General features: G+C 56.3%; 26 protein-coding genes. 17 read left to right on the forward strand and 9 right to left on the reverse strand.

The window, feature by feature from the left end; all coding sequences use genetic code 11:
• Window positions 1-18: 18 nt before the first annotated feature.
• Genes FY206_RS10720 through FY206_RS10740 form a run of 6 tightly spaced genes read left to right on the forward strand, consistent with a single transcriptional unit; the run spans window position 19 to window position 6,326 of the window.
• Window positions 19-2,526 carry a fimbria/pilus outer membrane usher protein gene (locus FY206_RS10720; RefSeq protein ID WP_235007396.1) on the forward strand — a complete coding sequence of 836 codons (2,508 nt, stop codon included), beginning with the start codon at window positions 19-21 and terminating at the stop codon, window positions 2,524-2,526.
• Between the two features lie 10 nt (window positions 2,527-2,536).
• Window positions 2,537-3,484, forward strand: coding sequence for a fimbrial protein (locus tag FY206_RS10725; protein WP_032642550.1), 948 nt, complete (start codon window positions 2,537-2,539; stop codon window positions 3,482-3,484).
• 5 nt (window positions 3,485-3,489) lie between these two features.
• Entirely contained in the window at window positions 3,490-4,008 is a 519-nt protein-coding gene (locus tag FY206_RS10730) for a fimbrial protein (protein ID WP_045890025.1), read from the forward strand.
• Window positions 4,009-4,033: 25 nt separating this feature from the next.
• On the forward strand, window positions 4,034-4,192 hold the full coding sequence (locus tag FY206_RS25290) for a hypothetical protein (protein ID WP_154231962.1): 159 nt from the start codon (window positions 4,034-4,036) through the stop codon (window positions 4,190-4,192).
• Window positions 4,193-4,242: 50 nt separating this feature from the next.
• Window positions 4,243-4,875, forward strand: coding sequence for a helix-turn-helix transcriptional regulator (locus FY206_RS10735; RefSeq protein WP_032639915.1), 633 nt, complete (start codon window positions 4,243-4,245; stop codon window positions 4,873-4,875).
• A 14-nt stretch (window positions 4,876-4,889) separates the two neighbouring features.
• Window positions 4,890-6,326: a capsule assembly Wzi family protein gene (locus tag FY206_RS10740; RefSeq protein ID WP_077064089.1), complete on the forward strand. Its 1,437-nt coding sequence runs from the start codon at window positions 4,890-4,892 to the stop codon at window positions 6,324-6,326.
• A 57-nt stretch (window positions 6,327-6,383) separates the two neighbouring features.
• Here the strand turns inward: FY206_RS10740 and fdhF are convergent, their stop codons facing one another.
• The 4 genes from fdhF to ycgZ form a co-directional block, all read right to left on the reverse strand.
• On the reverse strand, window positions 6,384-8,534 hold the full coding sequence (gene fdhF / locus FY206_RS10745) for a formate dehydrogenase subunit alpha (protein ID WP_032639919.1): 2,151 nt from the start codon (window positions 8,532-8,534) through the stop codon (window positions 6,384-6,386).
• A gap of 191 nt (window positions 8,535-8,725) precedes the next feature.
• The gene (locus FY206_RS10750; RefSeq protein ID WP_023311323.1) at window positions 8,726-9,004 is read right to left on the reverse strand and encodes a biofilm/acid-resistance regulator YmgB/AriR; all 279 of its coding nucleotides are present in this window, start codon (window positions 9,002-9,004) and stop codon (window positions 8,726-8,728) included.
• 29 nt (window positions 9,005-9,033) lie between these two features.
• Complete coding sequence (locus FY206_RS10755) at window positions 9,034-9,354, reverse strand: hypothetical protein (protein WP_032639921.1); 321 nt, start codon at window positions 9,352-9,354, stop codon at window positions 9,034-9,036.
• 4 nt (window positions 9,355-9,358) lie between these two features.
• A complete protein-coding gene (ycgZ, locus tag FY206_RS10760; protein ID WP_032639923.1) occupies window positions 9,359-9,598 on the reverse strand; it encodes a regulatory protein YcgZ in 240 nt (79 codons plus the stop codon).
• A 337-nt stretch (window positions 9,599-9,935) separates the two neighbouring features.
• Between ycgZ and FY206_RS10765 the strand changes: the two genes are divergently transcribed.
• The 9 genes from FY206_RS10765 (at window position 9,936) to ldtE (ending at window position 19,009) form a co-directional block, all read left to right on the forward strand.
• Complete coding sequence (locus FY206_RS10765; RefSeq protein WP_032639925.1) at window positions 9,936-11,150, forward strand: diguanylate phosphodiesterase; 1,215 nt, start codon at window positions 9,936-9,938, stop codon at window positions 11,148-11,150.
• 188 nt (window positions 11,151-11,338) lie between these two features.
• A complete protein-coding gene (locus FY206_RS10770) occupies window positions 11,339-12,067 on the forward strand; it encodes a MerR family transcriptional regulator (RefSeq protein ID WP_077064090.1) in 729 nt (242 codons plus the stop codon).
• 313 nt (window positions 12,068-12,380) lie between these two features.
• The gene (sufA, locus tag FY206_RS10775) at window positions 12,381-12,749 is read left to right on the forward strand and encodes a Fe-S cluster assembly scaffold SufA (RefSeq protein ID WP_008500631.1); all 369 of its coding nucleotides are present in this window, start codon (window positions 12,381-12,383) and stop codon (window positions 12,747-12,749) included.
• Between the two features lie 8 nt (window positions 12,750-12,757).
• Window positions 12,758-14,248 carry a Fe-S cluster assembly protein SufB gene (sufB, locus tag FY206_RS10780; protein ID WP_032639931.1) on the forward strand — a complete coding sequence of 497 codons (1,491 nt, stop codon included), beginning with the start codon at window positions 12,758-12,760 and terminating at the stop codon, window positions 14,246-14,248.
• A gap of 9 nt (window positions 14,249-14,257) precedes the next feature.
• The gene (gene sufC / locus FY206_RS10785) at window positions 14,258-15,004 is read left to right on the forward strand and encodes a Fe-S cluster assembly ATPase SufC (RefSeq protein WP_032639933.1); all 747 of its coding nucleotides are present in this window, start codon (window positions 14,258-14,260) and stop codon (window positions 15,002-15,004) included.
• Window positions 14,979-16,250, forward strand: a complete 1,272-nt coding sequence (sufD, locus tag FY206_RS10790) for a Fe-S cluster assembly protein SufD (RefSeq protein WP_032639935.1) — start codon at window positions 14,979-14,981, stop codon at window positions 16,248-16,250. Before sufC ends, sufD begins: the two co-directional genes overlap by 26 nt.
• The gene (sufS, locus tag FY206_RS10795) at window positions 16,247-17,467 is read left to right on the forward strand and encodes a cysteine desulfurase SufS (RefSeq protein WP_032639937.1); all 1,221 of its coding nucleotides are present in this window, start codon (window positions 16,247-16,249) and stop codon (window positions 17,465-17,467) included. Before sufD ends, sufS begins: the two co-directional genes overlap by 4 nt.
• A gap of 14 nt (window positions 17,468-17,481) precedes the next feature.
• Complete coding sequence (gene sufE, locus FY206_RS10800; RefSeq protein ID WP_032639939.1) at window positions 17,482-17,898, forward strand: cysteine desulfuration protein SufE; 417 nt, start codon at window positions 17,482-17,484, stop codon at window positions 17,896-17,898.
• 97 nt (window positions 17,899-17,995) lie between these two features.
• On the forward strand, window positions 17,996-19,009 hold the full coding sequence (ldtE, locus tag FY206_RS10805) for a L,D-transpeptidase LdtE (RefSeq protein WP_032639941.1): 1,014 nt from the start codon (window positions 17,996-17,998) through the stop codon (window positions 19,007-19,009).
• A 60-nt stretch (window positions 19,010-19,069) separates the two neighbouring features.
• Here the strand turns inward: ldtE and lpp are convergent, their stop codons facing one another.
• The 5 genes from lpp to FY206_RS10825 form a co-directional block, all read right to left on the reverse strand.
• Complete coding sequence (gene lpp / locus FY206_RS10810; RefSeq protein WP_001082307.1) at window positions 19,070-19,306, reverse strand: murein lipoprotein Lpp; 237 nt, start codon at window positions 19,304-19,306, stop codon at window positions 19,070-19,072.
• A 309-nt stretch (window positions 19,307-19,615) separates the two neighbouring features.
• Entirely contained in the window at window positions 19,616-21,028 is a 1,413-nt protein-coding gene (pykF, locus tag FY206_RS10815) for a pyruvate kinase PykF (protein ID WP_032639944.1), read from the reverse strand.
• Window positions 21,029-21,035: 7 nt separating this feature from the next.
• The gene (gene ynhH, locus FY206_RS25810; protein ID WP_420909240.1) at window positions 21,036-21,332 is read right to left on the reverse strand and encodes a protein YnhH; all 297 of its coding nucleotides are present in this window, start codon (window positions 21,330-21,332) and stop codon (window positions 21,036-21,038) included.
• A gap of 73 nt (window positions 21,333-21,405) precedes the next feature.
• Complete coding sequence (locus FY206_RS10820; protein ID WP_032639946.1) at window positions 21,406-22,551, reverse strand: trans-sulfuration enzyme family protein; 1,146 nt, start codon at window positions 22,549-22,551, stop codon at window positions 21,406-21,408.
• A gap of 11 nt (window positions 22,552-22,562) precedes the next feature.
• Window positions 22,563-23,933: a pyridoxal-phosphate dependent enzyme gene (locus FY206_RS10825; protein ID WP_032639948.1), complete on the reverse strand. Its 1,371-nt coding sequence runs from the start codon at window positions 23,931-23,933 to the stop codon at window positions 22,563-22,565.
• Between the two features lie 399 nt (window positions 23,934-24,332).
• On the opposite strand from FY206_RS10825, the gene FY206_RS10830 reads away from it, so the two are divergent.
• Together FY206_RS10830 and FY206_RS10835 are read left to right on the forward strand one after the other, a co-directional pair.
• Window positions 24,333-25,355: a methionine ABC transporter ATP-binding protein gene (locus FY206_RS10830; protein ID WP_032639950.1), complete on the forward strand. Its 1,023-nt coding sequence runs from the start codon at window positions 24,333-24,335 to the stop codon at window positions 25,353-25,355.
• On the forward strand, window positions 25,348-26,016 hold the full coding sequence (locus FY206_RS10835) for a methionine ABC transporter permease (RefSeq protein WP_032639952.1): 669 nt from the start codon (window positions 25,348-25,350) through the stop codon (window positions 26,014-26,016). Before FY206_RS10830 ends, FY206_RS10835 begins: the two co-directional genes overlap by 8 nt.
• Window positions 26,017-26,035: the final 19 nt, after the last annotated feature.

Genomic DNA, 26,035 nt, shown 5'->3' on the forward strand with positions numbered 1-26,035 from the left:
GCAACAAAAACGAAAATAATGCAGCCTGCGCGTCTGGCAATCTGTATCGCCTTTGCGCTGGTTAATGCAGTGCAGACGGTTTACGCCCGGGACTCGTTCAACGCCGAACTGGTTGAACTGGACAACCCGGGCGCGGGGAAGGCTGATTTATCTGCTTTTGAATCAGGTTCGCAGGCACCAGGGAAATACCACGTTGACATCATTCTTGACGACCAGCTCATCGAGACCCGCGATATTGATTTCACCTCGGTAAAAGAAGGGGACGAGGGCGATAGCCTCCAGCCCTGTCTGAGTATTGAACAGCTTAACGGATGGGGCGTCAAAACCGCGCTTTTTCCCGACTTAGCCAGCAAGGGCGCATCCTGCGTCAACCTGAGGGCGATCCCTCACGCCAGCACCGATTTTCAGTTTGCCGCACAGCGGCTGATTATCAGCATTCCCCAGGCCGCGATTGACCTGCCGGCACGCGGGTATGTCTCGCCAGCGCTGTGGGATGAAGGAATTACCGCCGCCATGTTGAATTACAGCCTGAGTGGCGCAAACAGCCGGGCAAAACAAAACGGCAGCGAAAACAGCGACAGTCAGTATGCCAACCTGCGCCCGGGCCTCAACGTTGGCCCCTGGCGACTGCGAAATTACACCACCTGGTCGCGGGATGAGTCCGGTCAGGACAAATGGGATACCGTCTACACCTATGCACAGCGGGCCATCATTCCGCTCAGGGCGCAGCTCACCCTGGGGGATAGCTCCGCGCCAGCCGACGTGTTCGACAGTATGCCGTTTCGCGGCGGACAGCTGGCTTCGGATGACGACATGCTCCCGGATTCGCTGAAAGGCTATGCGCCCGTGGTACGGGGAATCGCGCGTACCAATGCCCAGGTGGTGGTGCGTCAAAACGGCTATCAGATCTATCAGACCTACGTGGCTCCGGGGGCTTTTGAGATCGCCGATATGTACCCCACGGGCGGGGCCGGGGATTTGGACGTCACCGTGAAAGAAGCCGACGGCAGCGAGCAGCATTTCACCCTCCCGTACGCTTCATTACCGGTTTTACAGCGCGAAGGACGGCTCAAGTATGCGCTAACAGGCGGGCAATACCGCTCATATAACGGCAGCGTGGAGAAGACGCCTTTCGGGCAAATCACGGGCATTTATGGTCTGCCCTATGGGCTCACGCTCTATGGCGGGCTGCAGGAGTCGAGTAAATATCAGTCGATCGCCACGGGACTCGGGAAAAATATGGGCGAGTTGGGCGCCATTTCTGCGGACATGACCCAGGCCTGGTCTACTCCGCAGGGCGGCGATAAGTCCAACGGTCAGTCCTGGCGCGCGCGCTACAGCAAAAACGTTGTGGGCACCGGCACCCATTTTTCGATAGCGGGCTACCGCTACTCGACCCGCGGTTACTACGGCATGCAGGAGATCCTCGATTCCTGGGGTGACAGCGCCGCGCTTCAGGATCGCCGCCGCAACCGGGCCGAGCTGACGATGAGCCAGACGCTGGGGCCCAGTCTGGGCTCGCTGACGCTGAGCGCGGCCCGCGAAGACTACTGGAATTCGGGTAAAACGATGGCGTCGTACAGCCTCGGTTACAACAACGACTGGCACAACATCAGCTACGGCATCACTTGGACCTACAGCAAAAACGGCAGTGCGGGCTCAAGTGATGGCAATAAACGCTACGACCACGACCAGCTCCTGGCCTTTAACGTCAGTATTCCTCTTGAGAAGTTTTTGCCGCAAACCTGGGCTAACTATGGCGTGAGCACCAGCAGGAATAGCGGCACCACGCACAATATCGGTCTGAACGGCGTGGCGCTGGAAAACCACGCCCTGAACTGGAACGTGCAGCAGGGATACGGCTCGGACGGCGTTGGCTACACGGGCAATATGAACGGTGATTATAAGGGCACCTACGGTGAAGTCACTGCGGGCTACAGCTATGACAAACACAGCGAGCGCCTTAACTACGGCCTGCAGGGCGGGATCCTGGCCCATCAGGACGGAATGACGCTTTCCCAGCCCCTGGGTGAGACCAATGTTCTGATTCGCGCCCCGGGCGCGCGCGGCGTAGCTATTCGTAATCAACCGGGCGTCAGAACGGATTACCGTGGGTATACGGCGGTCAGTACTCTCTCCGTTTACCGTAAAAACGACGTCACGCTTGACCCGGAAAGCCTGCCGGATGACGTTGAGCTGGATATTAATACCCGAACGGTGACGCCGACGCGTGGCGCGCTCGTTTTGGCCGACTATACGGCGAGGGTGGGGCGACGGGTGTTATTTAACTTAATGCATAACGGCCATCCTGTTCCCTTTGGCGCAATGGCAAGCCTAAAAGGCGCCGACGGCGGCGGCGTTATTGTTGGCGATAAAGGCCAGGCTTACCTCACCGGGCTGGCGAATCAGGGCACCGTCTTCGTCACCTGGGGAGCGGAAAGCGATCGGCAATGCCGCGCGCCTTACGCGCTTTCCCCTGAGTCGTCGGCGGGTGGAATGACCGAAATTAACGTTCCTTGCGTTTAGGATGTCTAAAATGCGCTTAATTTACATGATATTTCTGCTGTGGATCGCAGCAGGCTGGAGCAATGCCCGGGCAGGAACCTGTACGACAATTACGCCGCAGGAATCCACGCTGTCCATCGGCACCCTGACGGTACAGCGCGATGTCGCGGTGGGCACGGTGATATTTTCGCGCAATGCGACGGTGACGTCGTCGTATTTAACCGGCTGCACCAATCCATTAATGCTGGGATTTAGCATGCGATACCTTAATGCGACGCTGAGCGCGTATGGTAATCATGTCTATGACACCAACGTAAGCGGCATTGGCGTGCGCTTTTCTTCGGGTAATTATTTTGAAAACCCGACCAATACCTTTTCCTATAGTGCGCAGGCCAGCTATGTCGAATGGTGGGGCGGTAAAATCGAACTTATCGTTACCGGACCGGTCGCGTCAGGGGCGCTGACGCCGGGCGTGCTGGGCGTGGTGATGCTGCAGGGCAGTGACGGCGTTTACCGTGATGGCCTGACGACCACCCTGCTGGGTGGAACCATCAACGTCCTGGCCTGCACGATTACAACGCCGCAGCTGACGTTTCCGATAGGGGATATCTCCGCCGCGGTTTTTGGCTCAACGGTAGGCACCACGCCTGCGGGCGCCCAAAATACGCAGAATCTTGGGCTTAACTGCGATGCGGGAGCGAACGTCAACGTATCGCTCAGCGGTATTCAGCATCCTGACGTGGCGACGACGAGCGTGCTGGCGCTAACGGGGCAAGGCAGCACCGGCACGGCGAAAGGCGTTGGCGTTCAGCTGCTCTACAACGGTATGCCTCTTCAGCTCAATACCCGGCTGCCGTTAAAACTCGCGGCTGGTGGCCAGGAAGCGTTCCCCTTAACGGCGCGCTATTACCAGACGCAAACGACCGTAGAGCCCGGCACCGCAAATGCGTCAGCAACCTTAAATTTGACCTACCAGTAAAGGGGATGGCGATGAATATCATGCGTACGGCAGCGTTCCTCGCGGCGGTAATCAGCGGCCATGTGATTGCCGCGGACAGCGTTAACGTCAGCGTCACCGGCAATATTGTTGCCTCTCCCTGCGTATTTAATGGAGGGAATTCCCGTCTGGACGTTAATCTCGGCAATATTCAGGCGACCAATATGGTTACGCCGGGATCGCTTTCCGATCCGGTGGCCTTTGATTTGTTGTTCACCCTTTGCCCGGCGGGTACCCGCAGCGTAACGGCAACCTTTAGCGGAACGCCCGATCCGGTTGCCGGCGCTGGATATTACAAGAACAGCGGTACGGCAGAAAACGTTGCCATTGCGATGACGGCGATGGGCAGCGATGCGCTTTTGGGGACGGGATCAAGCCTCACCCAAAATATTGCCGCAGACAGAACGGCGACGTTAGCCATGCAGGCGAGGGTTAAATCGGTTGCGGGCGGTGCAACGCCGGGGACGATAAGCGCGGCTGTCGTTCTTACCCTGCAGTATAACTGATGCGCTTTTGACTAACGGAGATGATATGTATTTTATTCGCCTTATGTTAAAGGGATGTACCGTTCTGATCCTGTTGGCGTCTATTATCTGGGCCTTTAAAGAGCCGGTGATTAAAACGGCTGACTGGGATCAAGGCAATAATGCGCTTGCGAAAATTGAGTGCCATGTGATGACCGATCTGTAATTAAAAAATATTACTTCGACTCTTTATTTTAACAACGCCGTGGCATAAAAATGGTCAATATCTTAATAAGCGAGGCTGATGTCTTATTTCAGTCTGGCTTGCAGTATTTTTTTAGGGATTTTTTTTCACGTGTCGCGCAGCAGGACGTTACATTTACATTTGATTTTACAGCGGACAGCATCAGAGCGGCGGATGTCATCGTGCTTGCGCTGTGTCAGGGAGAATACTTCACCTGTTTTCCCGAGCTGCAGGCGCGGGAGCAGGGCATCATCATCGGTATTGTTGAAGAGGATACCGGCCTGGAAGCGTTGCCATCCTGCTTTCAGGATATTGTTTTCATTTCAAGAAGAGCGCCCCTGCCGCAGGTACGTCTTGTGCTCCTTAACGCCTGGCGGGTTGCCCTGTTAAATAAATATCGGCGCCCTTCGATTTCGTGTTTCGAGTGCCAGCAGAAAACATTATCACCCCAGCAGATTCGCATTATGGTTGGCTTTTATAAAGGATTGTCGGTCAACGACATAGCGAATGAGTTATGCATCAGTGATAAAACGGTTTTTACGCATAAATATATGCTGATGCACAAATTTCATTTACGAAGCGATTATGAATTAATAAAGCTGCTTAACAGAATGGCAGAGAAGAATAGCTGGGCAAATATCTTTCACCAGTATCTGAACCGATAATATCCAGGATTGATATGTTGACGCGTTTCGCTAATAGCACGGTGGCGTTTGCCCTCTGCCTTTTTTCATGCCCGGGATTTTCTGCAGGCCTTGTGGTCAACGACCGCGCCCTGCGTGACGATCTGGCATGGTTGTCCGACCGCAAGTTAATAGGCCTTGATCTCTCAACGTGGCCCCTGAGTGAGGCGGAAATCCAAAACGCGCTGTTAACGCTCCGCGCCAGCGAGGATCCCGTTAACCTGCGGGTTATTCACCGGATCCAAAAACGGTTACGGCAGCTCAAATCGTCGGGACAGGTTTCTGCTTTTGCCGCGACGGGTCGCAACCGGCTCCCGGCGGGTATGGACGCCGGGCATACCGCGGGGCAGTCGTTTAGCGCGGCTATCGGCATGAATGATAACGACTGGGATATTACCCTGAAGGGAAATGTTGAGAGACGGCAGTGGATCGCTGACGCGTCCAGCGTAAACCCAAACGGCAGCTATGCGGCGTGGCGTCTGGCCAACCAGTGGTTAAGCTTCGGCGAGATCCCGCAGTGGTGGGGCCCTGGAAATGATGCCAGTCTGATCCGCTCTGATTCAGCACGTCCGGTAGTGGGGCTGATGATGCAGCGCGATGATCCCCAGCCTTTCGAGAGCCCCTGGCTTGCAGGGTTAGGGGCCTGGCAATATCAAATTTTCACGGGACAGATCCGACAATATACGCATCCGGATCGGCCGAAGCTTTCAGGAGCCAGAGTGGCCTTTTCGCCGGGCAACGCGCTGGCGCTGGCGTTTTCCCGCGAGATCATGTGGGGGGGAAAAGGGCGCCCGGAAAACTACGCGTCCTTCCGGGATGCGTTATTCGGGCAGGATAATACCGGAAACAAGAAAAGCGATCCGGGAGACCAGCTTGGCGGCATTGATTTTCGCGTGCATTTAGCCAGCCTGCTCGCGATTCCGGTGAGCCTGTATGGCCAGGTTGTGGGTGATGATGAAGCGGGATTTTTGCCCTCCCATAACGCCTGGCTGGGCGGGATTGAAGGGCACAATGTCGCGGGAAATAGCCAGATAAACTGGGCTCTCGAAGCGGCGGATACCCGTTCGCAAATGAAAGAGACCGGGGCGATCTATTATCACTACTGCTATCGCGGCGGTTTTTATCAGCAGGGTTGGCCGCTGGCCGATGCAATGGGTGGTGACGGCACGCGGTTCGCGGCGCGCGTGGAGTGGGTATTTGAGAACGACGAGCGGCTCAGCCTGCGTGGCGTGAGGGCTCGACTGAACCGTACCTCGCAGTCGTTCAACCAGGCCTATCCCCGTAACGAGACGCTGCAAGGGATCGAGGCCTCCTGGCAGACGCCGATATCCGATAGCGTTACGGTAGCCTCAGGAGCGTGGTTCACGCAGAGCGACCGGGAGCGTAACGATACGGGTCTCCAGCTGCAGCTTTTTTTCTCCAGTGAGCCCTGATTTATCGCGAAGCTATCGTCAGTGCCGGACAGGCGACACCGCCGCCCGGCATTGTCCTTAGACATTCACAGCATTAATCAACCGCGTTTTCATCGTCTGATAAGAGGATGCGGCAAAATCCTCCGCCCAGCGCTGGTCCTCTATCGCCTCCAGCCGAACCGCGCAATACTTCGTTTCCGGCGTTTTGGAGATGGGATCGAGATTATCCTGAGTCAGCTCGTTGCAGGCGCCAATCCACCACTGGTAGGTCATATAGACGGCCCCGGCGTTGATGCGCTCGCTAATGCTGGCGCGGGTAATCACCTTGCCGCGACGCGAACGCACCCAGACCAGTTGCCCCTCCCTGATGCCCAATTTTTCCGCGTCGGCAGGATGCATTTGCACTCGCCCCGGCTCGTCGGCCAGGCTCTGCAGCGCGGCGCAGTTACCGGTCATTGAGCGGCAGGAGTAGTGCCCCACTTCACGTACCGTACAGAGCACCAGCGGGAAATCCGCATCCGGGTTTTCCGCCGGGGCGCGCCACGGGGCGGCGAAGAGTTGCCCTTTACCGGTTGGCGTGTCGAACTGATTGCCTTTGTACAGGTATGGCGTGCCGGGATGATCCAGCGTCGGGCACGGCCACTGCACGTGGCCCATCTCGCCCATTTTTTCATACGTCACGCCGTAGAAGAGCGGGCACAGCTCGCGCATCTCATCCCAGATCTGCTGGTTATCCTCGTAGTGCATCGGATAGCCCATCTCGGTGGCGAGCAGGCTAATGATGTCCCAGTCGCGCTTGACGTTGCCGCTGGCTTCAATGGCCTGGCCAAAACGCTGGAATCCCCGGTCGGCGCAGGTAAAGACGCCGCCGTGTTCACCCCAGGAGGTGGCCGGGAGCAGAACGTCCGCCACTTCTGCCGTTTTGGTCATAAAGATGTCCTGCACCACGACGAAATCGAGCGCCTCAAAGCCGCTGCGCACCAGGCCTAGATCGGCTTCGGTCTGAAGCGGATCTTCCCCCATGATGTAATAGGCCCTGATCTTGCCTTCCAGCGCCAGGTGCGGCACTTCGGTGATGCGCGTCCCGACCCGATCGTCCATTTTATTGACGTCGATTCCCCACGCGTCGGCGAACTTCTGCCTGACCGCCGGATCGGTCACCGCCTGATAGCCGGGAAACATGTTCGGCAGCACGCCCATATCGCAGGCGCCCTGGACGTTGTTTTGGCCGCGCACCGGTCCGACGCCGACGGCAGGGCGGCCGAGGTTGCCGGTCAGCAGCGCCAGGCTGGAAAGCCCTTTAACCACGTCCACAGCCTGACCAAACTGGGTCACGCCCATTCCCCACATCACGGTCGCAGAAGGGGCCGCCGCGAAGGTGCGCATCGCCTGGCGAACGTCGCGGGCGGGAATGCCGGTCAGATGTTCGACCTTCTCCGGCGCATAGTCTTTTACCGTTTGTCGGTAGGCCTCCAGCCCTTCCGTAAAGCGCGCCACGTAGTCCTTGTCGTACAGTTCTTCTTCCAGCAGCACGTAGCCAAAGGCGTTAACCAGCGCCATGTTGCTGCCGTTTTTCAGCTGCAGATGCTGGTCGGCGATACGCGCCGTTTCAATGCGTCGCGGATCGCAGACGATAATTTTTGCGCCGTTTTCACGCGCTTTCAGCACCCGGCGGGCAACGATAGGGTGGGAATCCGCGCAGTTATAGCCGAACACCAGCAGGCATTTGGAGTGTTCAATATCGTTGATTGAGTTGCTCATCGCGCCGTTGCCGAGCGTTTCCTGTAAACCGGCCACGGAAGGGCCATGGCAGACGCGCGCGCAGCAGTCCACGTTGTTGGTGTTCAGCACCGCGCGGGCAAATTTTTGCATCACATAGTTTGTTTCATTGCCGGTTCCACGGGAGGAACCGGTGGTCATGATCGACCGCGGCCCGTGCTGCGCTTTAATGCTGCCGAGCCTGTGGGCGGTGTAGCGGATAGCCTCTTCCCAGGTAACGGGGGTAAATGCCTCGCCTTTGCGGTAGCGGAGCATCGGCTGGGTCAGGCGTGGGGTGAGCAGACGGGTATCGTTAAGGAAGTCCCAGCCGTAAAATCCTTTCAGACAGAGGGTGCCCTGATTTGTGACGCCCTCTGCGGCTTCGGCTCGGATGATACGGTTATTTTCAACGACAAGGTTTAATTTACAGCCTGCACCACAGTATGGGCAGACGCTGGCGATCTTTTTCATCAATAACAGACCTGTTAAGAAATGAAGCAAAGTTGACTGAAAATTCCAGTCCCGTAAGCGGAGGTAAGCAGGAACCGTGCCAGCTTGATTTTGCTTGTTTTACAGGGCGTTGTGGAGAAGGGCGCGTGTCATCGTCAGACGGATCGTCAGTTTTGACGATGACACGTGAGGGGAAGGTGGAGAGAATGAGCTTACAGATCGTCCATCGTGTAACCCACCACGATTTCCAGCGTTTTACGAATTACATCCGCCTGTACCACGTCGTGGGTGGCTTCAAGCGTCTGGATCAGCCAGAGGATGATCGCTTTGTTGGACAGATGACCTTCTGAGGCCAGGACACAGCGTACTGCAGTAGAAAAAACAGCGGACTCTTCAGCAAAACGATCGCCTGCGTGACGGAAATACTCCGACAGGGCACTGTCCAGAAAAGCAGAATGGTATTCGGGTTGAAGCTGAATATTTTGTCTCATTTGTTCTCACCGTAGCTGTTAAATTGCAGTCAATGTATTTTTTTGGGGTCGGACGGTTTTCCACTTCCAAATAACGGCACTACATTGTCTCTGTTATCGTTGAGAGGTCCCTCTCTTTTCGTTCGTCCTTGCGCGGTTCTGCGACGTGTAAAAGCGATGCTGTTTGAGCCGATTTCGGCAATCACCACCGCAAGTGTCTCCCGCCGCTGGGGATCCTTTTCATGTTCTTTCATTACCCGCAGACGCTGCAGCAATCCTTCGGTTGTCACTGGCCCCCGCTCTTTCAGGAGTGAAAGAACGGCCTCGCCGATAAGCTGGTCGATCAGTCGGTCTGCGTCACTGCTATTCATAACCTTACCGTTCGAAGAGCAGACCAAGTAGCATGTGGTAATGCGCTTCCTCTTCCGGCCCATCGGCCTTTTCGAGGCGGCTCAGCAGTTTGGTACAGAGCGATTTGCGATTAAGGTTTCGCCCGTCGCTGAGAATTTCGACAACAACCTGGCCCAGCGTCTCCTGTTGGGTAGGAAGCGTGGCCTTCTCGAAGTACTGTGCGATAGCTGCTGCGGAATCTGAGACGTAACCTTTCTGCTGCATGTTTCGCTCCTGTAAAATTTTGTAATCACTAACGTTACAATTAAGGTATACATAATTTCTAAATCTGTACATAGAAAATGTACAGATTTTTAATATTTTTATGATATTTTTTATAAAGTCCTTATTATTCATTACATTAAAAGCTTGTCATGAAGCGGTAACGTTACAAAATATATTGTACAAAAAGGCTGGCCGCTGATAAGTTGTACACCGCAGAAAAAAGTATCAGTAACTGCCGTAAACGATTGAGATGTAAATTATTTGTCAGCCAATTAATGTGCTATAAATGATTCTTACCCACCTTTTTGGTGGTCAAAACCCTAACCCCAGGAAAAGCATGCTCACTACCATCATTTACCGCAGTCATATCTGCGAGGACGTTCCGGTGAAAGCGCTGGAATCAATGGTCGCTGCTGCAAATAGTAAAAATCGGCAATCCAATGTCACGGGGATCCTGCTGTTTAACGGCACACATTTTTTTCAATTGCTTGAAGGGCCAGTGGAACACGTGTCTGCCATTTATGATCAGATTTGCAACGACCCGCGCCACCATAACGTGGTAGAGCTGATGCGCGATCACGGGCCTGTCCGACGCTTTGGCAACGTGGGTATGGAGCTTTTTGATTTGCGCAACTTCGACAGGGATGAGGTACTGCAGCAGGTGCTGGACAAAGGCACGACGCGCTACCAGCTGACGTATAACGATCGCCCTCTGCAGTTTTTCCGCACCTTTGTCGAGGCCACGGAAAAAGCCAACTACTTTGAGCTGCCGCCGGCGGATTCATGGGATTTCGTTCCCGAAGAGACGGCCTTATCCGCGCAGCCGGAGGTGGTCGCGAAGGGGGCAGACTGCAGCTTTGCATTCCAGCCGATAGTTGACCCGTTTATGCAGCAGGTCGTCTCCTGGGAGGCGCTTATCCGCACGCCTGACGGCGACTCGCCGGGAGCCTATTTCGCGCATCGCCCCGACGTCTATGCCTCGGATTTACAAAGCAAACAGGTGGCGCTCGCCATGGCCAGCGCGCTGGGGCTGCAGAACCAGACGCTATCCCTGAACCTGCTGCCCATGACGCTGGTTAACATCCCCAACGCCGTGGATTTTCTGCTCACCGCGATTGAAGCAAACGGATTTGTACCCGAGCAAATTGTGGTGGAGTTTACCGAAAGCGAAGCCATTTCCCGTTTTGACGAATTCACCGATTCGGTCAGGCAGCTTAAAAGCGCGGGCATCAGCGTGACGATCGATCACTTTGGCGCCGGTTTTGCGGGACTCCAGCTGCTGGCCCAGTTCCAGCCGGACAGAATTAAGATTAATCGCGATCTGGTGGCAAACGTGCATAAAAGCGGCCCCCGACAGGCCATTATTCAGTCGATCATCAAATGCTGTTCCTCGCTGGAAATTCAGTTCTGCGCGGTGGGCGTAGAGAAGGCGGAAGAGTGGATGTGGCTGGAATCTGCGGGAATTTCCCAATTCCAGGGACATCTTTTTGCCAGCCCCCGGCACGGCGGCATTCCGGCGATTGCGTGGCCTGAGAAAAAGTTCGAATTTTGATAAAGCTATACACTGCCAGGTAGAGTTAGCTGTACGAATGGCAAATTTTATACAACAATGTACTAACAGGTGAGGGGGCAAGCGGTCCGTTCACCTGAGCAAAATGCGGTCTTAGTTATACAAATGGTATGTACAATCTGATAAGGTTGGTGTAGTTAGGTATGGAAGTTCTGAGCGTGAGGGAGTTAATGGCCTATTACATTATCGGCGAAGTGGCCGAACGATGCGGTATCAACCCCGTTACGCTGCGTGCCTGGCAGCGCCGTTATGGATTGTTGAAGCCGCAGCGCAGCGAAGGGGGTCATCGTCAGTTTGACGATGAAGATATCCTGCGTATTGAAGAGATCAAACGCCTGATGAAAAGCGGCGTTTCGGTCGGCAAAGTGAAAGCCTTGCTGGAAAATAAGGAAGTGTTGACGCAGGGCAACTGGGCCTCTTTCCAGGAAGAGATGATGACCGTTCTACGTTACGCCAGCCCGGCAAAGCTGCGCGCCAAAATAGCCGAGTTCCGCCGCGATCACGCGACGGATGCGCTGATTGACAATATCATCTCACCCGTCCGTCAGCGGATGAACCAGGATCAAAATACCGTTCGCCATATGGCGAGCCTGCTCGACGGCGTATTGATTGAATTCGCGATCTCCATCCTGGCGGAGTCCCGAAAAAAAGCCGGTAAAGACGCTCTCCTGATTGGCTGGGAGTGCGACGATCGCACCCACCTGTGGCTGGAAGCCGCGCGCTTATCGCAGAAAGGCTGGCACATTGACGTTCTGGCAGAACCCATTGATTCGCCGCGTCCTGAACTGTTCCCGGGCCAAAAAATCTTTGTCTGGACGGGGAAATCCCCCACGCCTCGGCAGCAGGAACAGCTCGATCACTGGCGTGAGCAGGGATTTGCTGTCACCTTTCATCACTAAGTTTAAGAGGCCTTGAGGGCCTTTTTTTGTTTTTGTTCTTTTCTGAGTAGAGGCTATCTCAAAAATAGGCATTTCCGATGCATATTTTACTTTTCTTCTCTTCGCCTCAAACCCCATAACAAAATGCATTATTAATCAATGCATTGAACAATTAAATCCATCCTGCCTGCATCCTGCCACAGGGTCTATGCTTAATAAAAGTAGTCAAAAAGGGCGGTTTAACCGAATGCCCCTGCTGACAGGGGGTTGAAGTGATAATCGTTATCACTAACATGGCGTTATGCCCTGATGGCTTATCAGATGAGGTGGACCTATGGAACTGCATTCAGAAACCTTTAATCCTGCCGATTTTGCCTGGCGCGGTTTAACGCTCACGCCAGCGGCGGCGGCACATATTCACGAGCTGGTGGCGAAAAAGCCGGAGATCCTCGGCGTGCGTTTGGGCGTCAAACAGACCGGCTGCGCAGGTTTCGGCTACGTGCTCGATACCGTCACCGAACCCGAAAAAGATGACCTCGTGTTCGAGACCGACGGCGCGAAGCTGTACGTCGCGCTGCAGGCCATGCCGTTCATAGATGGCACCGAAGTGGACTACGTCCGCGAAGGCTTAAACCAGCTGTTTAAATTTCATAACCCGAAAGCCCAGAACGAATGCGGCTGCGGCGAAAGCTTTGGGGTATAGGCGGAACTATGTCTCGGAATACTGAAGCAACGAGTGAAGTAAATACCTGGAGCGGTGGGCACCTCAACTACAAAGAGGGGTTCTTCACCCAGCTGCAGACCGATGAGCTGGCAAAAGGCATCAATGAAGACGTCGTGCGGGCGATCTCGGCGAAACGTAACGAGCCCGAGTGGATGCTTGAGTTTCGCCTGAGCGCCTTCCGCGCCTGGCTGGAGATGGAAGAGCCGCACTGGCTGAAAGCGCATTATGACAAGCTGAACTATCAGGACTACAGCTACTACTCTGCGCCGTCCTGCGGCAGCTGCGATGACGCCTGCGCCTCGCAGCCCGGCGCGGTGCAGCAAACCGGCGCGGACAACGGTTTCCTCAGCAAAGAGGTGGAAGAGGCCTTTAACCAGCTGGGCGTGCCGGTGCGCGAAGGGAAAGAGGTGGCGGTTGACGCTATTTTCGACTCTGTCTCTGTGGCAACTACCTACCGCGAGAAGCTGGCAGAGCAGGGGATCATCTTCTGCTCCTTCGGCGAAGCGATCCACGATCATCCTGAACTGGTGAGAAAGTACATCGGGACCGTGGTGCCCTCTAACGACAACTTCTTTGCGGCGCTCAACGCGGCGGTGGCCTCTGACGGCACCTTTATCTACGTGCCGAAGGGCGTGCGCTGCCCGATGGAGCTTTCCACCTATTTCCGCATTAACGCCGAAAAAACCGGCCAGTTCGAACGGACGATTCTGGTGGCGGATGAAGGCAGCTACGTCAGCTACATCGAAGGGTGCTCCGCCCCGGTCCGTGATAGCTACCAGCTGCACGCTGCGGTGGTAGAGGTCATCATCCACAAAGACGCCGAGGTGAAATACTCCACGGTGCAAAACTGGTTCCCGGGGGACGGCAATACCGGCGGTATCCTGAACTTCGTCACCAAGCGCGCGCTGTGCGAAGGCGAAAACAGCAAGATGTCGTGGACCCAGTCGGAAACCGGCTCTGCCATTACCTGGAAATACCCGAGCTGTATCCTGCGCGGGGATAACTCCATCGGCGAGTTCTACTCGGTGGCGCTCACCAGCGGCCATCAGCAGGCCGATACCGGCACCAAGATGATCCACATCGGTAAAAACACCAAATCCACCATCATCTCGAAAGGGATCTCCGCCGGCCACAGCCAGAACAGCTATCGCGGGCTGGTGAAAATCATGCCCACGGCGACCAATGCGCGAAACTTTACCCAGTGTGACTCGATGCTGATTGGGGCAGACTGCGGGGCGCATACCTTCCCGTACGTTGAGTGCCGTAACAACACGGCCCAGCTTGAGCACGAGGCGACCACGTCGCGGATTGGGGAAGATCAGCTCTTCTACTGCCTGCAGCGCGGGATCGGCGAAGAAGACGCCATCTCGATGATTGTAAACGGCTTCTGTAAGGACGTGTTCTCTGAACTGCCGCTGGAATTTGCCGTTGAAGCCCAGAAACTCCTCGCCATTAGTCTTGAACACAGCGTCGGTTAAGGAAAGCACATGTTAAGCATTAAAGATTTACAGGTCAGCGTAGAAGATAAAGCCATCCTGCGTGGCCTCAATTTTGACGTCAAGCCGGGCGAAGTTCACGCCATCATGGGGCCGAACGGTTCCGGGAAAAGCACGCTTTCTGCGACGCTGGCGGGCCGCGAAGATTACGAGGTGACCCACGGCTCGGTGGAGTTTAACGGCAAAGATCTGCTGGAGATGTCGCCGGAAGACCGCGCGGGCGAGGGCATCTTTATGGCCTTCCAGTACCCGGTTGAAATTCCGGGCGTCAGCAACCAGTTCTTCCTGCAGACGGCGCTGAACGCGGTGCGAAAATATCGCGGGCTGGAGGCGCTGGACCGCTTCGACTTCCAGGATTTAATGGAAGAGAAAATCAAGCTGCTGAAAATGCCGGAAGATTTGCTCACCCGCTCGGTGAACGTCGGTTTTTCCGGCGGCGAGAAGAAGCGTAACGACATCCTGCAGATGGCGGTTCTGGAGCCCGAGCTGTGCATTCTGGATGAGACCGACTCCGGTCTGGATATCGATGCCCTGAAGATTGTCGCTGACGGGGTAAACGCCCTGCGCGACGGCAGGCGTTCGTTCATTATCGTCACCCACTACCAGCGCATTCTGGACTACATCAAGCCGGATTACGTCCACGTGCTTTACCAGGGGCGTATTGTGAAATCCGGTGATTTCACGCTGGTTAAACAACTGGAGGAGCAGGGCTATGGCTGGCTTACCGAACAGCAGTAATGCGCTCCAGCAGTGGCACAGGCTGTTTGAAGCCCAGGGCGGTACGCGCTCTGAGCAGGCGCAGCAGCATCTGCAGCAGATGCTGCGTCTCGGCCTGCCGACGCGCAAGCACGAGAACTGGAAATACACACCGCTTGATGGCCTGCTCAACGCCGAATTCGTGACCCGTCTGGCGGAGCTTGCGCCTGCGCAGCGCGACGCGCTTGCTCTGCGCGTGGATGCGGTGCGCCTGGTGTTTGTCGACGGCGAGTACCGCCCGGATCTGAGCGACGCTCCCGAGGCGAGCGGATTTGAGGTTGAGGTCAACGACGATCGCCAGCCCCTGAGCGCCCCGGTTCAGCCCGAAGTGTTCCTGCACCTGACCGAGAGCCTGGCCCGCGGGGTGACGCACATCCGCGTGAAGCGAAACCAGCGTCCGGCAAAGCCGCTGCTGCTGATGCACGTCACCCAGGGTCTGGACGGCGACGAAATTAACACCGCGCACTATCGCCACCATCTTGAGCTGGCGGAGGGGGCAGAGGCCACGGTTATCGAACATTACGTTAGCCTCAACGAGACGCGGCACTTTACCGGGTCGCGTCTGACGATGAACGTTGCCGCTAATGCCCAACTTCACCACGTCAAACTGGCGTTTGAGAATGCCCAGAGCCACCACTTTGCCCATAACGACATTGTCCTGGGTCAGGATGCCGCCGCGTACAGCCATAGCTTCCTGCTCGGCGGAGCGGTGCTGCGCCACAATACCAGCACGCAGCTTAACGGTGAAAACACCACGCTGCGCATTAATAGCCTTGCGATGCCGGTCAAGTCAGAAGTCTGCGACACGCGCACCTGGCTGGAGCACAACAAGGGCTACTGCAACAGCCGCCAGCTGCATAAAACCATCGTCAGCGACAGAGGCCGCGCGGTGTTTAACGGCCTGATCAACGTGGCGCAGCACGCCATTAAAACCGACGGGCAGATGACCAACAACAATCTGCTGCTGGGGCGCCTGGCGGAAGTGGACACTAAGCCGCAGCTGGAGATCTACGCCGACGACGTGAAGTGCAGCCACGGCGCGACGGTGGGGCGCATCGACGACGAGCAGATGTTCTACCTGCGTTCCCGCGGTATCGACCAGCAGGCGGCGCAGAAGATGATTATTTATGCGTTTGCCGCCGAACTGACGGAAGCGCTGCACGATGGTGACTTAAAACAGCAGGTGCTGGCGCGAATCGGTCGGCGTCTGCCTGGAGGCGAAGCATGAGTTTTCCCGTCGAGAAAGTACGGGCAGATTTTCCGGTTCTGACCCGTGAAGTTAACGGTCTGCCGCTGGCCTATCTGGACAGCGCGGCCAGCGCCCAGAAGCCGAATCAGGTGGTGGATGCGGAGGCCGAATTTTATCGCCACGGCTACGCCGCCGTGCACCGCGGTATCCATACCCTGAGCGCCGAGGCGACCCAGCGGATGGAAAACGTGCGCACGCAGCTGGCCGCTTTCCTCAATGCCCGTTCGCCTGAAGAGCTGGTCTTCGTGCGCGGAACCACCGAAGGGATCAACCTGGTTGCCAACAGCTGGGGCAACGCGCAGGTCCACGCGGGGGATAACATCATCATCACCCAGATGGAGCACCACGCCAACATCGTGCCGTGGCAGATGCTCTGCGAGCGCGTGGGGGCGCAGCTTCGTGTGATCCCGATGAATGTCGACGGGACGCTGCAGCTCGAGCAGCTTGACGCGCTGCTGGATGACCGCACGCGGCTGGTGGCGGTTACCCAGGTGTCCAACGTGCTGGGAACGGAAAACCCGGTGGCAGAGATTGTTGAGAAAGCCCATCAGGCTGGCGCGAAGGTGCTGATTGACGGCGCCCAGGCGGTGATGCACCACGCCGTTGACGTCCAGGCGCTGGACTGCGATTTCTACGTGTTCTCAGGCCATAAGCTTTACGGGCCGACCGGGATTGGCGTGCTGTACGTGAAAGAAGATATCCTGCAGGCGATGCCGCCGTGGGAAGGTGGCGGGTCGATGATCGCCACCGTCAGCCTGACGGAAGGCACGACCTATGCCCGCGCACCGTGGCGTTTTGAGGCGGGGACGCCCAACACCGGCGGGATTATCGGCCTGGGCGCGGCGGTCTCTTACGTCTCTGCAATTGGCCTTGACGCCATCCAGGAGTACGAACAGCTGCTGATGCACTATGCGCTGGCGGAGCTTGCCAGCGTGCCGGATTTGACCCTTTATGGGCCTGCCGATCGTCAGGGGGTGATTGCGTTCAATCTCGGGAAGCATCACGCCTATGACGTGGGCAGTTTCCTCGATAATTACGGCGTGGCCGTGCGCACCGGTCACCACTGCGCTATGCCGCTGATGGCGTTTTACCAGGTACCGGCCATGTGCCGCGCGTCGCTGGTGATGTACAACACAACGGAAGAGGTCGACAGGCTGGTGGCGGGGCTTAAGCGCATCCACCAGCTGCTGGGCTAACGGAGAGGCATACGATGGCGGAACTGCCGGATAAAGATAAATTGCTGCGTAACTTTTCGCGTTGCGCAAACTGGGAAGAGAAGTATCTCTATATCATTGAGCTGGGGCAGCGCCTGCCGCCGCTCGGCGAAGAGGCGCATAGCCCGGCGAACAGCATTCAGGGCTGTCAGAGCCAGGTGTGGATTGTGATGGCGCAGTCGGATGACGGCACTATCGAATTACGCGGCGACAGCGATGCGGCCATTGTTAAAGGGCTTATTGCGGTCGTCTTCAGCCTTTACCAGCAGATGTCGGCGCAGGATATCGTCGCGTTTGATGTTCGGCCGTGGTTTGAAAAAATGGCCCTGACCCAGCACCTCACGCCGTCCCGTTCTCAGGGGCTGGAAGCGATGATTCGCGCCATTCGCGCCAAAGCGGCAATCCTTAGCTAGACTTACAGAACAGCATTCATTCTGTTTCGCGAGGTGGTTCCCGCCTCGCTGGTTTTTCAGCTTTCTGGCGTTCTGTCAGTGAATAAGGAATCTCAGCATGAAGCGCGCGTCTGTTATAACGCTATTACTCCTCAGTTCGCTCGGTGCCGTTAATTCGGCCTGCGCGATGGACTATCCCTTGCCGCCCGCAGGCAGTCGCCTGATTGGGCAAAATCAAACCTACACGATACAGGAAGGGGATAATAAGCTGCAGACCATCGCCCGCCGGTTTAATACGGCGGCGCAGGTGATTCTGGAAACGAACAATACGATAGCGCCGGTCAACCCCGCGCCGGGTACCGTGATTACCATCCCGTCGCAGATGCTGCTGCCGGACACGCCGCGCGAGGGCATTGTCGTTAATCTCGCAGAGCTTCGGCTTTACTACTTCCCGCCGGGTGAAAACATCGTTCAGGTCTTTCCGCTCGGCATCGGACAGCTGGGGCTGGAAACGCCGGTGACGACCACGCGCGTGAGTCAGAAAATCCCTAACCCTACCTGGACGCCCACGCCGGGCATCAGAGCACGCTCTCTCGAGCAGGGCATTAAACTGCCCCCGGTGGTTCCTGCCGGGCCAAATAACCCTCTGGGACGCTTCGCCCTGCGTTTAGGCGTGGGAAATGGGGAATATCTCATTCACGGCACCAGCGCGCCGGACAGCGTCGGCCTGCGCGTCAGCTCCGGCTGTATGCGGATGAATGCCCCGGACATTAAGGCCCTGTTCGAACAGGTGCGGGTGGGCACGCGGGTACAGATTATCAATGAACCCGTGAAGTTTTCCGTGGAGCCGGATGGTAAACGCTATATAGAGGTTCACCGCCCGCTGGCGCAGGTTGAAGGTGAAAATCCGCAGGTTTCGCCCATTACCCATTCCGCAGACTTCGCGACCTTTGTTTCTCAGTCCGGGAGCGATAGGGCGCTGATTGATAAAGCCCTGTCACGTCGTGCCGGGATCCCGGTATTGGTGTCGTCGGGCAGCGGTCCGTCGGCCAGCAATAGCGTGTTGTCGGTGCAGAACAGCCGGGTATCCGCAGCGGTCGCGGAAGAGGAAGGGGAGAAGGTGACGCAGTAGTGGTTTGACGCGGGCAAAAAAAATGGCGCACAATGTGCGCCATTTTATTAACAGGTACTATTACTTACGGTATTTAGTAGCCTGGTTGTCCAGACGCTGGTTAGCGCGAGCTGCGTCGTCTTTAGCAGCCTGAACGTCGGAACGCATTGCGTTCACGTCGTTGCTCAGCTGGTCAACTTTAGCGTTCAGAGTCTGAACGTCAGAAGACAGCTGATCGATTTTAGCGTTGCTGGAGCAACCAGCCAGCAGAGTAGAACCCAGGATTACCGCGCCCAGTACCAGTTTAGTACGATTCATTATTAATACCCTCTAGATTGAGTTAATCTCCATGTAGCGTTACAAGTATTACACAAAGTTTTTTGGGTTGAGAATATTTTTTTGATGGGAATTCACCTATTTTTGATCGTTCGCTCAAAGAAGCATCGAATCGACCCTTTTGGAGCAAAAATATAAGTAAAAAAAGGTATTTATCATCGGATTCGTCTTAGATAATTCGCAATTAAATAGAAAAACCCGATTTGCAATTTGAATGACTTTGGCTAATGCCGGGAATAAAAAAAGCGCCCATTGGGCGCTTTTTATCAAAATTAATTCGTTCGTGAATTATTACAGCACGTGAACGGATGCAGTATTGGTCGTTCCGCTTGGTACCAGCGCACCAGAAACCATAACGACAACGTCGCCTTTCTGCGCCAGGCCGCTTTCCAGCGCCAGCTCTTTACCCTGAATGTAGAAATCGTCAGTAGAAGCGATCTCTTCGACCAGGTGGGCAACGACGCCTTTGCTCAGCACCAGCTGACGCGCGGTGGTTTCGTTGGTGGTCAGGGCCAGGATAGTGGCATCCGGGAAGTATTTACGCACGGCGCGCGCAGATTTACCGCCCTGAGTCGCAACCACAATCAGCGGCGCTTCCAGTTTCTCAGCAGTTTCTACCGCACCGCGGCAGACGGCTTCGGTGATACGCAGCTTGCGGCTGTCGTTGTTGAAGTCCAGACGGCTGGTCATCACGCGGTCGGTACGCTCACAGATGGTCGCCATGATGCCGACCGCTTCCAGTGGATATTTCCCTTTAGCAGATTCGCCGGACAGCATGACCGCATCGGTACCGTCGAGGATGGCGTTAGCCACGTCGCCTGCTTCTGCGCGGGTTGGGCGTGGGTTTTTGATCATTGAGTCCAGCATCTGCGTGGCGGTGATAACCACCTTACGCGCGCGAACGCATTTCTCGATCATCATCTTCTGCGCGAAGATCACTTCTTCAACCGGGATTTCAACGCCCAGGTCGCCACGGGCTACCATGATGCCGTCAGACGCTTCGAGGATTTCGTCGAAGTTGTTCAGGCCTTCCTGGTTTTCGATTTTGGAGATGATCTGGATCTTCTCGCCGCCGTGCGCTTTCAGGTGCTCACGGATCTCAACCACGTCGGAACGCTTACGGATGAAGGACGCTGCAACGAAGTCAACGCCCTGTTCGCAACCGAAGATCAGGTCCTGTTTGTCTTTTTCAGCCAGTGCTGGCAGCGCGATAGAAACGCCCGGCAGGTTAACGCCTTTGTTTTCGCCCAGGTCGCCGTTGTTCAGCACTTTACAGATAACTTTATTGCCTTCGATAGCGGTGACTTCCATACCGATCAGACCATCGTCGACCAGCACGGTGTTGCCGACGGACAGATCGCTGGTGAAGCCTTCGTAGGTCACGGCAACGATTTCGCTGTTACCCACAACGGATTTATCCGTGGTGAAGGTGAACGTCTGGCCCGCTTTCAGAGAGACGTCGTTGCCGCCTTCCAGCTTGATGGTACGGATTTCAGGACCTTTGGTGTCCAGCAGGATGGCGGCTTTTTTACCGGTCTTGCTCATCACGTTGCGCAAGTTCTGGATGCGCTGGCCGTGTTCAGCGTAATCGCCATGGGAGAAGTTCAGACGCATCACGTTCATGCCGGCGTCCAGCATTTTGCTCAGCATCTCTTCAGATTCGGTTTTCGGGCCGATAGTACAAACAATTTTCGTCTTTTTCATGACAGTCTTAGTCTTTAAGTTGGGAAGGATATGGAAATCTCGCTCCGGGGGCGCACCGCCGCAGAGTCAAACCTGTGTTGCAAAAGAGTATATGACACGCACTAAGGATAGGAGACATCAAATGAGCGTGCAGAAGAAAGTGTGCCTGAGTGACAGCCCAACGAAGGAGAGGAGAAGTTGTACGTTGTTTTTTGTATTCCAAGCGCTGAAACCATTCACCAGGGATTTGGCGCGCATTATACGCTGATTTTAAGATAAAAGGAAAATGGAAACGGTGTTTCAGAAATAATCTGTGCAGTTTCACATAATATTGTTATCAAGGCGTTAAGCCATGATGACAACTTATGGCGGCAGGGGATTGACCTGCCGCATATTGCTTATTTTTGCAGCGCCTGACTGAGATCGGCAATCAGGTCTTTGGGATCTTCAATCCCCACTGAAAGACGGATCAGCTGCGGCACAATGCCGTTTGCCAGCCGTTGCTCCAGCGGAATCGAGGCGTGCGTCATGCTGTAGGGCTGGCTCACCAGACTTTCCACGCCGCCCAGGCTTTCCGCGAGGGTGAACAACTTCAGGCTGCGGATCACCTCCGTGGCGCGTTGCGCATCGCCTTTGACCACCACGGAAATCATCCCACCGGGGAGCGCCATCTGCGTGCGGGCAAGCTGATACTGCGGATGCGATTCCAGGCCGGGATAGAACACCTTTTCGACCAGAGGATGCCGATCCAGCCATTGCGCAATCGTCAGCGCGTTGCTGCTGTGCTTTTCTACCCGCAACGCCAGCGTGCGAATACCGCGCAGGGTCAGAAAGCTGCTGAACGGATCCAAAACGCCGCCCACCGCGTTCTGCAGATAGCCGAGCTTCTCCGCCAGCGCGGGGTTATCTCCGACAATCGCCAGCCCGGCCACCACGTCAGAGTGGCCGTTCAGGTATTTGGTGGCGGAGTGCACCACGATATCGAAACCGGACGCCAGCGGACGGTGGATCGCCGGCGACGCGAAGGTGTTATCCGCCACGCTGATGACGTTATGACGGCGGGCGATCGCCGCGATGGCCGCCAGGTCCGCCAGCTTCAGCAGCGGGTTGGTTGGCGTTTCTACCCATACCATACGGGTATCCGGGCGGATGGCGGCCTCAAGCCCCGCTAAATCGTCCGGCTTAACCCAGCTGACCTGCAGGCCGGCGCTGCGCTTGCGCACGTTTTCAATCAGGCGATACGTCCCGCCGTAAACGTCATCAATGGCGACGATATGGCTGTCTTTGTCCAGCAGCTCAAGCACCGTTGAGATGGCCGCGAGCCCGGAGGCAAAGGCGTAGCCGCGCGTGCCGCCCTCCAGTTGGGCGATGGCGGTTTCCAGCGCGTGGCGGGTCGGGTTGCCGCTGCGGGAATACTCATAGCCGGTATGCTCGCCGGGCGACGGTTGCGCAAACGTCGAAGTAGCGTAGATCGGGGGCATGACGGCGCCGTGCTGGTCGTTGAACTCGCCGCTGTGTACGCTCAGGGTGGCCAGGTTTTTCATCATCTGTTCCTTTATTGCTGAAGACGGTTGCGCCAGGCGGTCAGAACGTCGCTGCGCGTAATCAGACCGAGAAAACGGTCGTTGTCATTAATCACGGCCACCAGGCCGCGGTCGAAGATGGCGTGCAGGGCGCTTTCCGGGGCACGTTTATCAAGAAATTCGACCTGACGCGTCATGGCTGCCGTCACCGGGAGCGCGAAGCGATCGCCGTCGCCGCCGATGTGCCGCAGGAGATCCCACTCGTCGACAATGCCCACTACCTTGCCGTTCTCCAGCACCGGCAGCTGGGAGATGTCGTACAGGCGCATGCGCGCCAGGACGGTTGAGAGCGTGTCGTCCGGGGCGGCGGTGACGGTGGCACCTTCATCGTGGCGCAGGGCAATGTAGTCGGAGAGATCGCCGGCCTGAGGGCGCGTGATGAGCCCCTGCTGGCGCATCCAGTCATCGTTGAACATCTTCGAGAGATATTTATTCCCGCTGTCGCAGGCGAAGGTCACCACGCGCTTCGGCGCGGTCTGCGCCTGGCAATACTTCAGCGCGGCCGCCAGCAGCGTACCGCTCGACGAGCCCGCCAGAATGCCTTCCGTTTTCAGCAGATCGCGCGCGGTGGCGAAGGCCTCGCGGTCGGTGATGCGCCAGGCGCGACTCACCCCTTCAATGTGGGCCAGCGGAGGAATAAAGTCTTCGCCAATTCCCTCAACCAGCCAGGCGCCCGCATCGCGATAGCGCCCGGTCTCTACCTGGTCGGCCAACACCGATCCGGCCGGGTCAGCCAGCACAAACTCCGTTTGCGGAGAGTGCTCGGCGAACCACGCCTGCAGGCCGCCCAGCGTACCGCCTGAGCCGACGCCGACCACGATGGCGTCAATCTTGCCCTCAAGCTGCTCGTACAGTTCCGGCGCCGTGGTGGTGCGGTGCGCCAGCGGGTTGGCGTCGTTGTTGAACTGGTCGATGTAAAACGCGCCGGGCAGTTCGTTCGCCAGACGCCGGGCGTAATCCTGATAATAGGCAGGATGGCCCTTGTTAACGTCGGAGCGGGTCAGCACCACCTGGGCACCCAGCGCGCGCAGGTGGAAAATCTTCTCGCGGCTCATTTTGTCCGGCACCACCAGGAGCAGCGAGTAGCCCTTCTGGGCGGCGATCAGGGCCAGACCGAGGCCGGTATTCCCCGCCGTGGCCTCAATAATCGTGCCGCCAGGCTGCAGCTGGCCGGTGCGCTCCGCTTCGTTGATCATCGACAGCGCAACGCGATCCTTAATCGAACCGCCCGGATTTTGGTTTTCCAGCTTCAGAAACAGCGAGCAGGGACCGGTATCAAGCTTATGCAGCTGGATAAGCGGGGTACGGCCAATCAGTTCGGTGACGGAGTGATAAATCGTCATGATGTTTTCCCTTCTGGATGTCATGACGAGATGATAGGGCGGTGAAATTTTGGCAATAAAGAACCATTCACTGCAGTTTAGAACAGAAAGGAATATAAATGCTATTTCTGGACGTCAGGACAGCAAGACGTAAAGTTGTCTGGATGTGAGGATGGCTATATTGGCATAAAATGCTGCAAAAACGACCGTTTTTCGCGCGCGTCATCCGGCAGATATGCAGTCGGCAGATAATCATTGCTGAAATTGGTCTAAATGCTTTCCCCCCATGTAAATCCGCGTTTATTCCCCAAAGTTATAACACATTCTTTTTTGTTCATTTAAAAGCTGATAACGCCTGTTTACACTCGTTTGGACATCCATACTTCTAAACCGCCACGGCGGCACGGATAACGAATAAGAATGATTGTACTGAGCAATATTTCGAAGGTTTTTGACAACGGAAAGGTGGCACTCACTGCCGTTGATAACGTCAATTTGACGATAGCACAGGGACAGATTTACGGAATTATCGGCTACAGCGGGGCAGGTAAAAGCACGCTGATTCGTCTGCTCAACGGTCTGGAAAAACCCAGCACCGGCAGCGTCACCGTTAACGGACAGGACATTTCGGCGGCAAAGGGTGAAGCGCTGCGTCAGGCCCGCCTGAAGATCAGCATGGTGTTTCAGCACTTCAACCTGCTGTGGTCGCGCACGGTGCGCGAAAACATTGCGTTCTCTATGCAGATTGCCGGCGTGCCGAAAGCAAAAATCGCCGCCCGCGTTGCGGAGCTGGTGGAGCTGGTTGGCCTGAAGGGGCGTGAGCATGCCTATCCGTCGCAGCTGAGCGGCGGACAAAAGCAGCGCGTGGGTATTGCCCGTGCCCTGGCGAACAACCCTGACGTGCTGCTCTGCGATGAAGCCACGTCCGCGCTCGACCCGCAGACCACCGATCAGATCCTCGATCTGCTGCTGGATATCAACCGTCGTTTCAACCTGACCATCGTGCTGATCACCCACGAGATGCACGTGGTGCGCAAGATCTGCGACCGCGTGGCGGTAATGGAGAACGGTAAAGTCGTGGAGGAGGGCGACGTGCTGAGCGTCTTTACCCATCCGCAGCAGCCGATTACGCAGCAGTTTGTCCGCCAGGTAAGCCAGTACGCCGAGGAGGAAACCTTCAATACCGAACTGGCAAACGATCTGGAGGGTACGGTCATCCGACTGACCTTTACCGGGCACAGCACGCATAAGCCGATCGTGGGTGAACTGACCCTGCGCTACGGCCTGCCGTTTAACATCCTGCACGGGAAAATGACGCAAACCGCCCACGGCGTTTTCGGGCAACTCTGGGTGCACGTCGCGGCATCCGATGAACAACTGAACAATATCCTCGCCGACCTGCAGCACAGCGATATTGAAGGCGAGGTAATTAAACATGGCTGAGAATCTCTTTCCGCACCTCAAGTGGGATCAGCTCTGGGCGGCGACGCTGGAGACGCTGTACATGACCGCGCTTTCCGGCGTAGCGACCTTTGTGCTGGGCATCGTGCTGGGTTTGACGCTGTTTTTAACCGCGCGCGGCGGGCTGTTCCACAACCGCACGGTGTATAGCGTCATGTCGATCGTGGTGAACGTGTTCCGCTCAATTCCGTTCATCATTCTGATCGTTCTGCTGATCCCGTTTACCAAGACCGTTGTCGGCACCATTCTTGGCGCCAACGCGGCGCTGCCGGCGCTGATTGTCGGTGCCGCACCGTTCTACGCACGCCTGGTGGAAATCGCCCTGCGTGAAGTGGATAAAGGCGTGATAGAAGCGACGCGCTCGATGGGCGCACGGCTCAGCACGCTCGTGTTTCGGGTTTTGCTGCCGGAATCATCACCTGCACTGGTATCGGGTATTACGGTGACGCTAATTGCGCTGGTGAGCTACAGCGCCATGGCGGGGGTGATTGGCGCCGGTGGTTTGGGAAATCTGGCTTATCTGGAAGGATTCCAGCGCAACCATGGTGACGTCACGCTGGTGGCAACGGTGACCATTCTGATCATCGTTTTCATTATCCAGTTCTGCGGCGATGTCATTACTTCATTGTTAGACAAAAGATAATCTCTAAAAACATACAGGA

The organism is Enterobacter chengduensis (genome assembly GCF_001984825.2).
Taxonomy (GTDB): Bacteria; Pseudomonadota; Gammaproteobacteria; order Enterobacterales; family Enterobacteriaceae; genus Enterobacter; species Enterobacter chengduensis.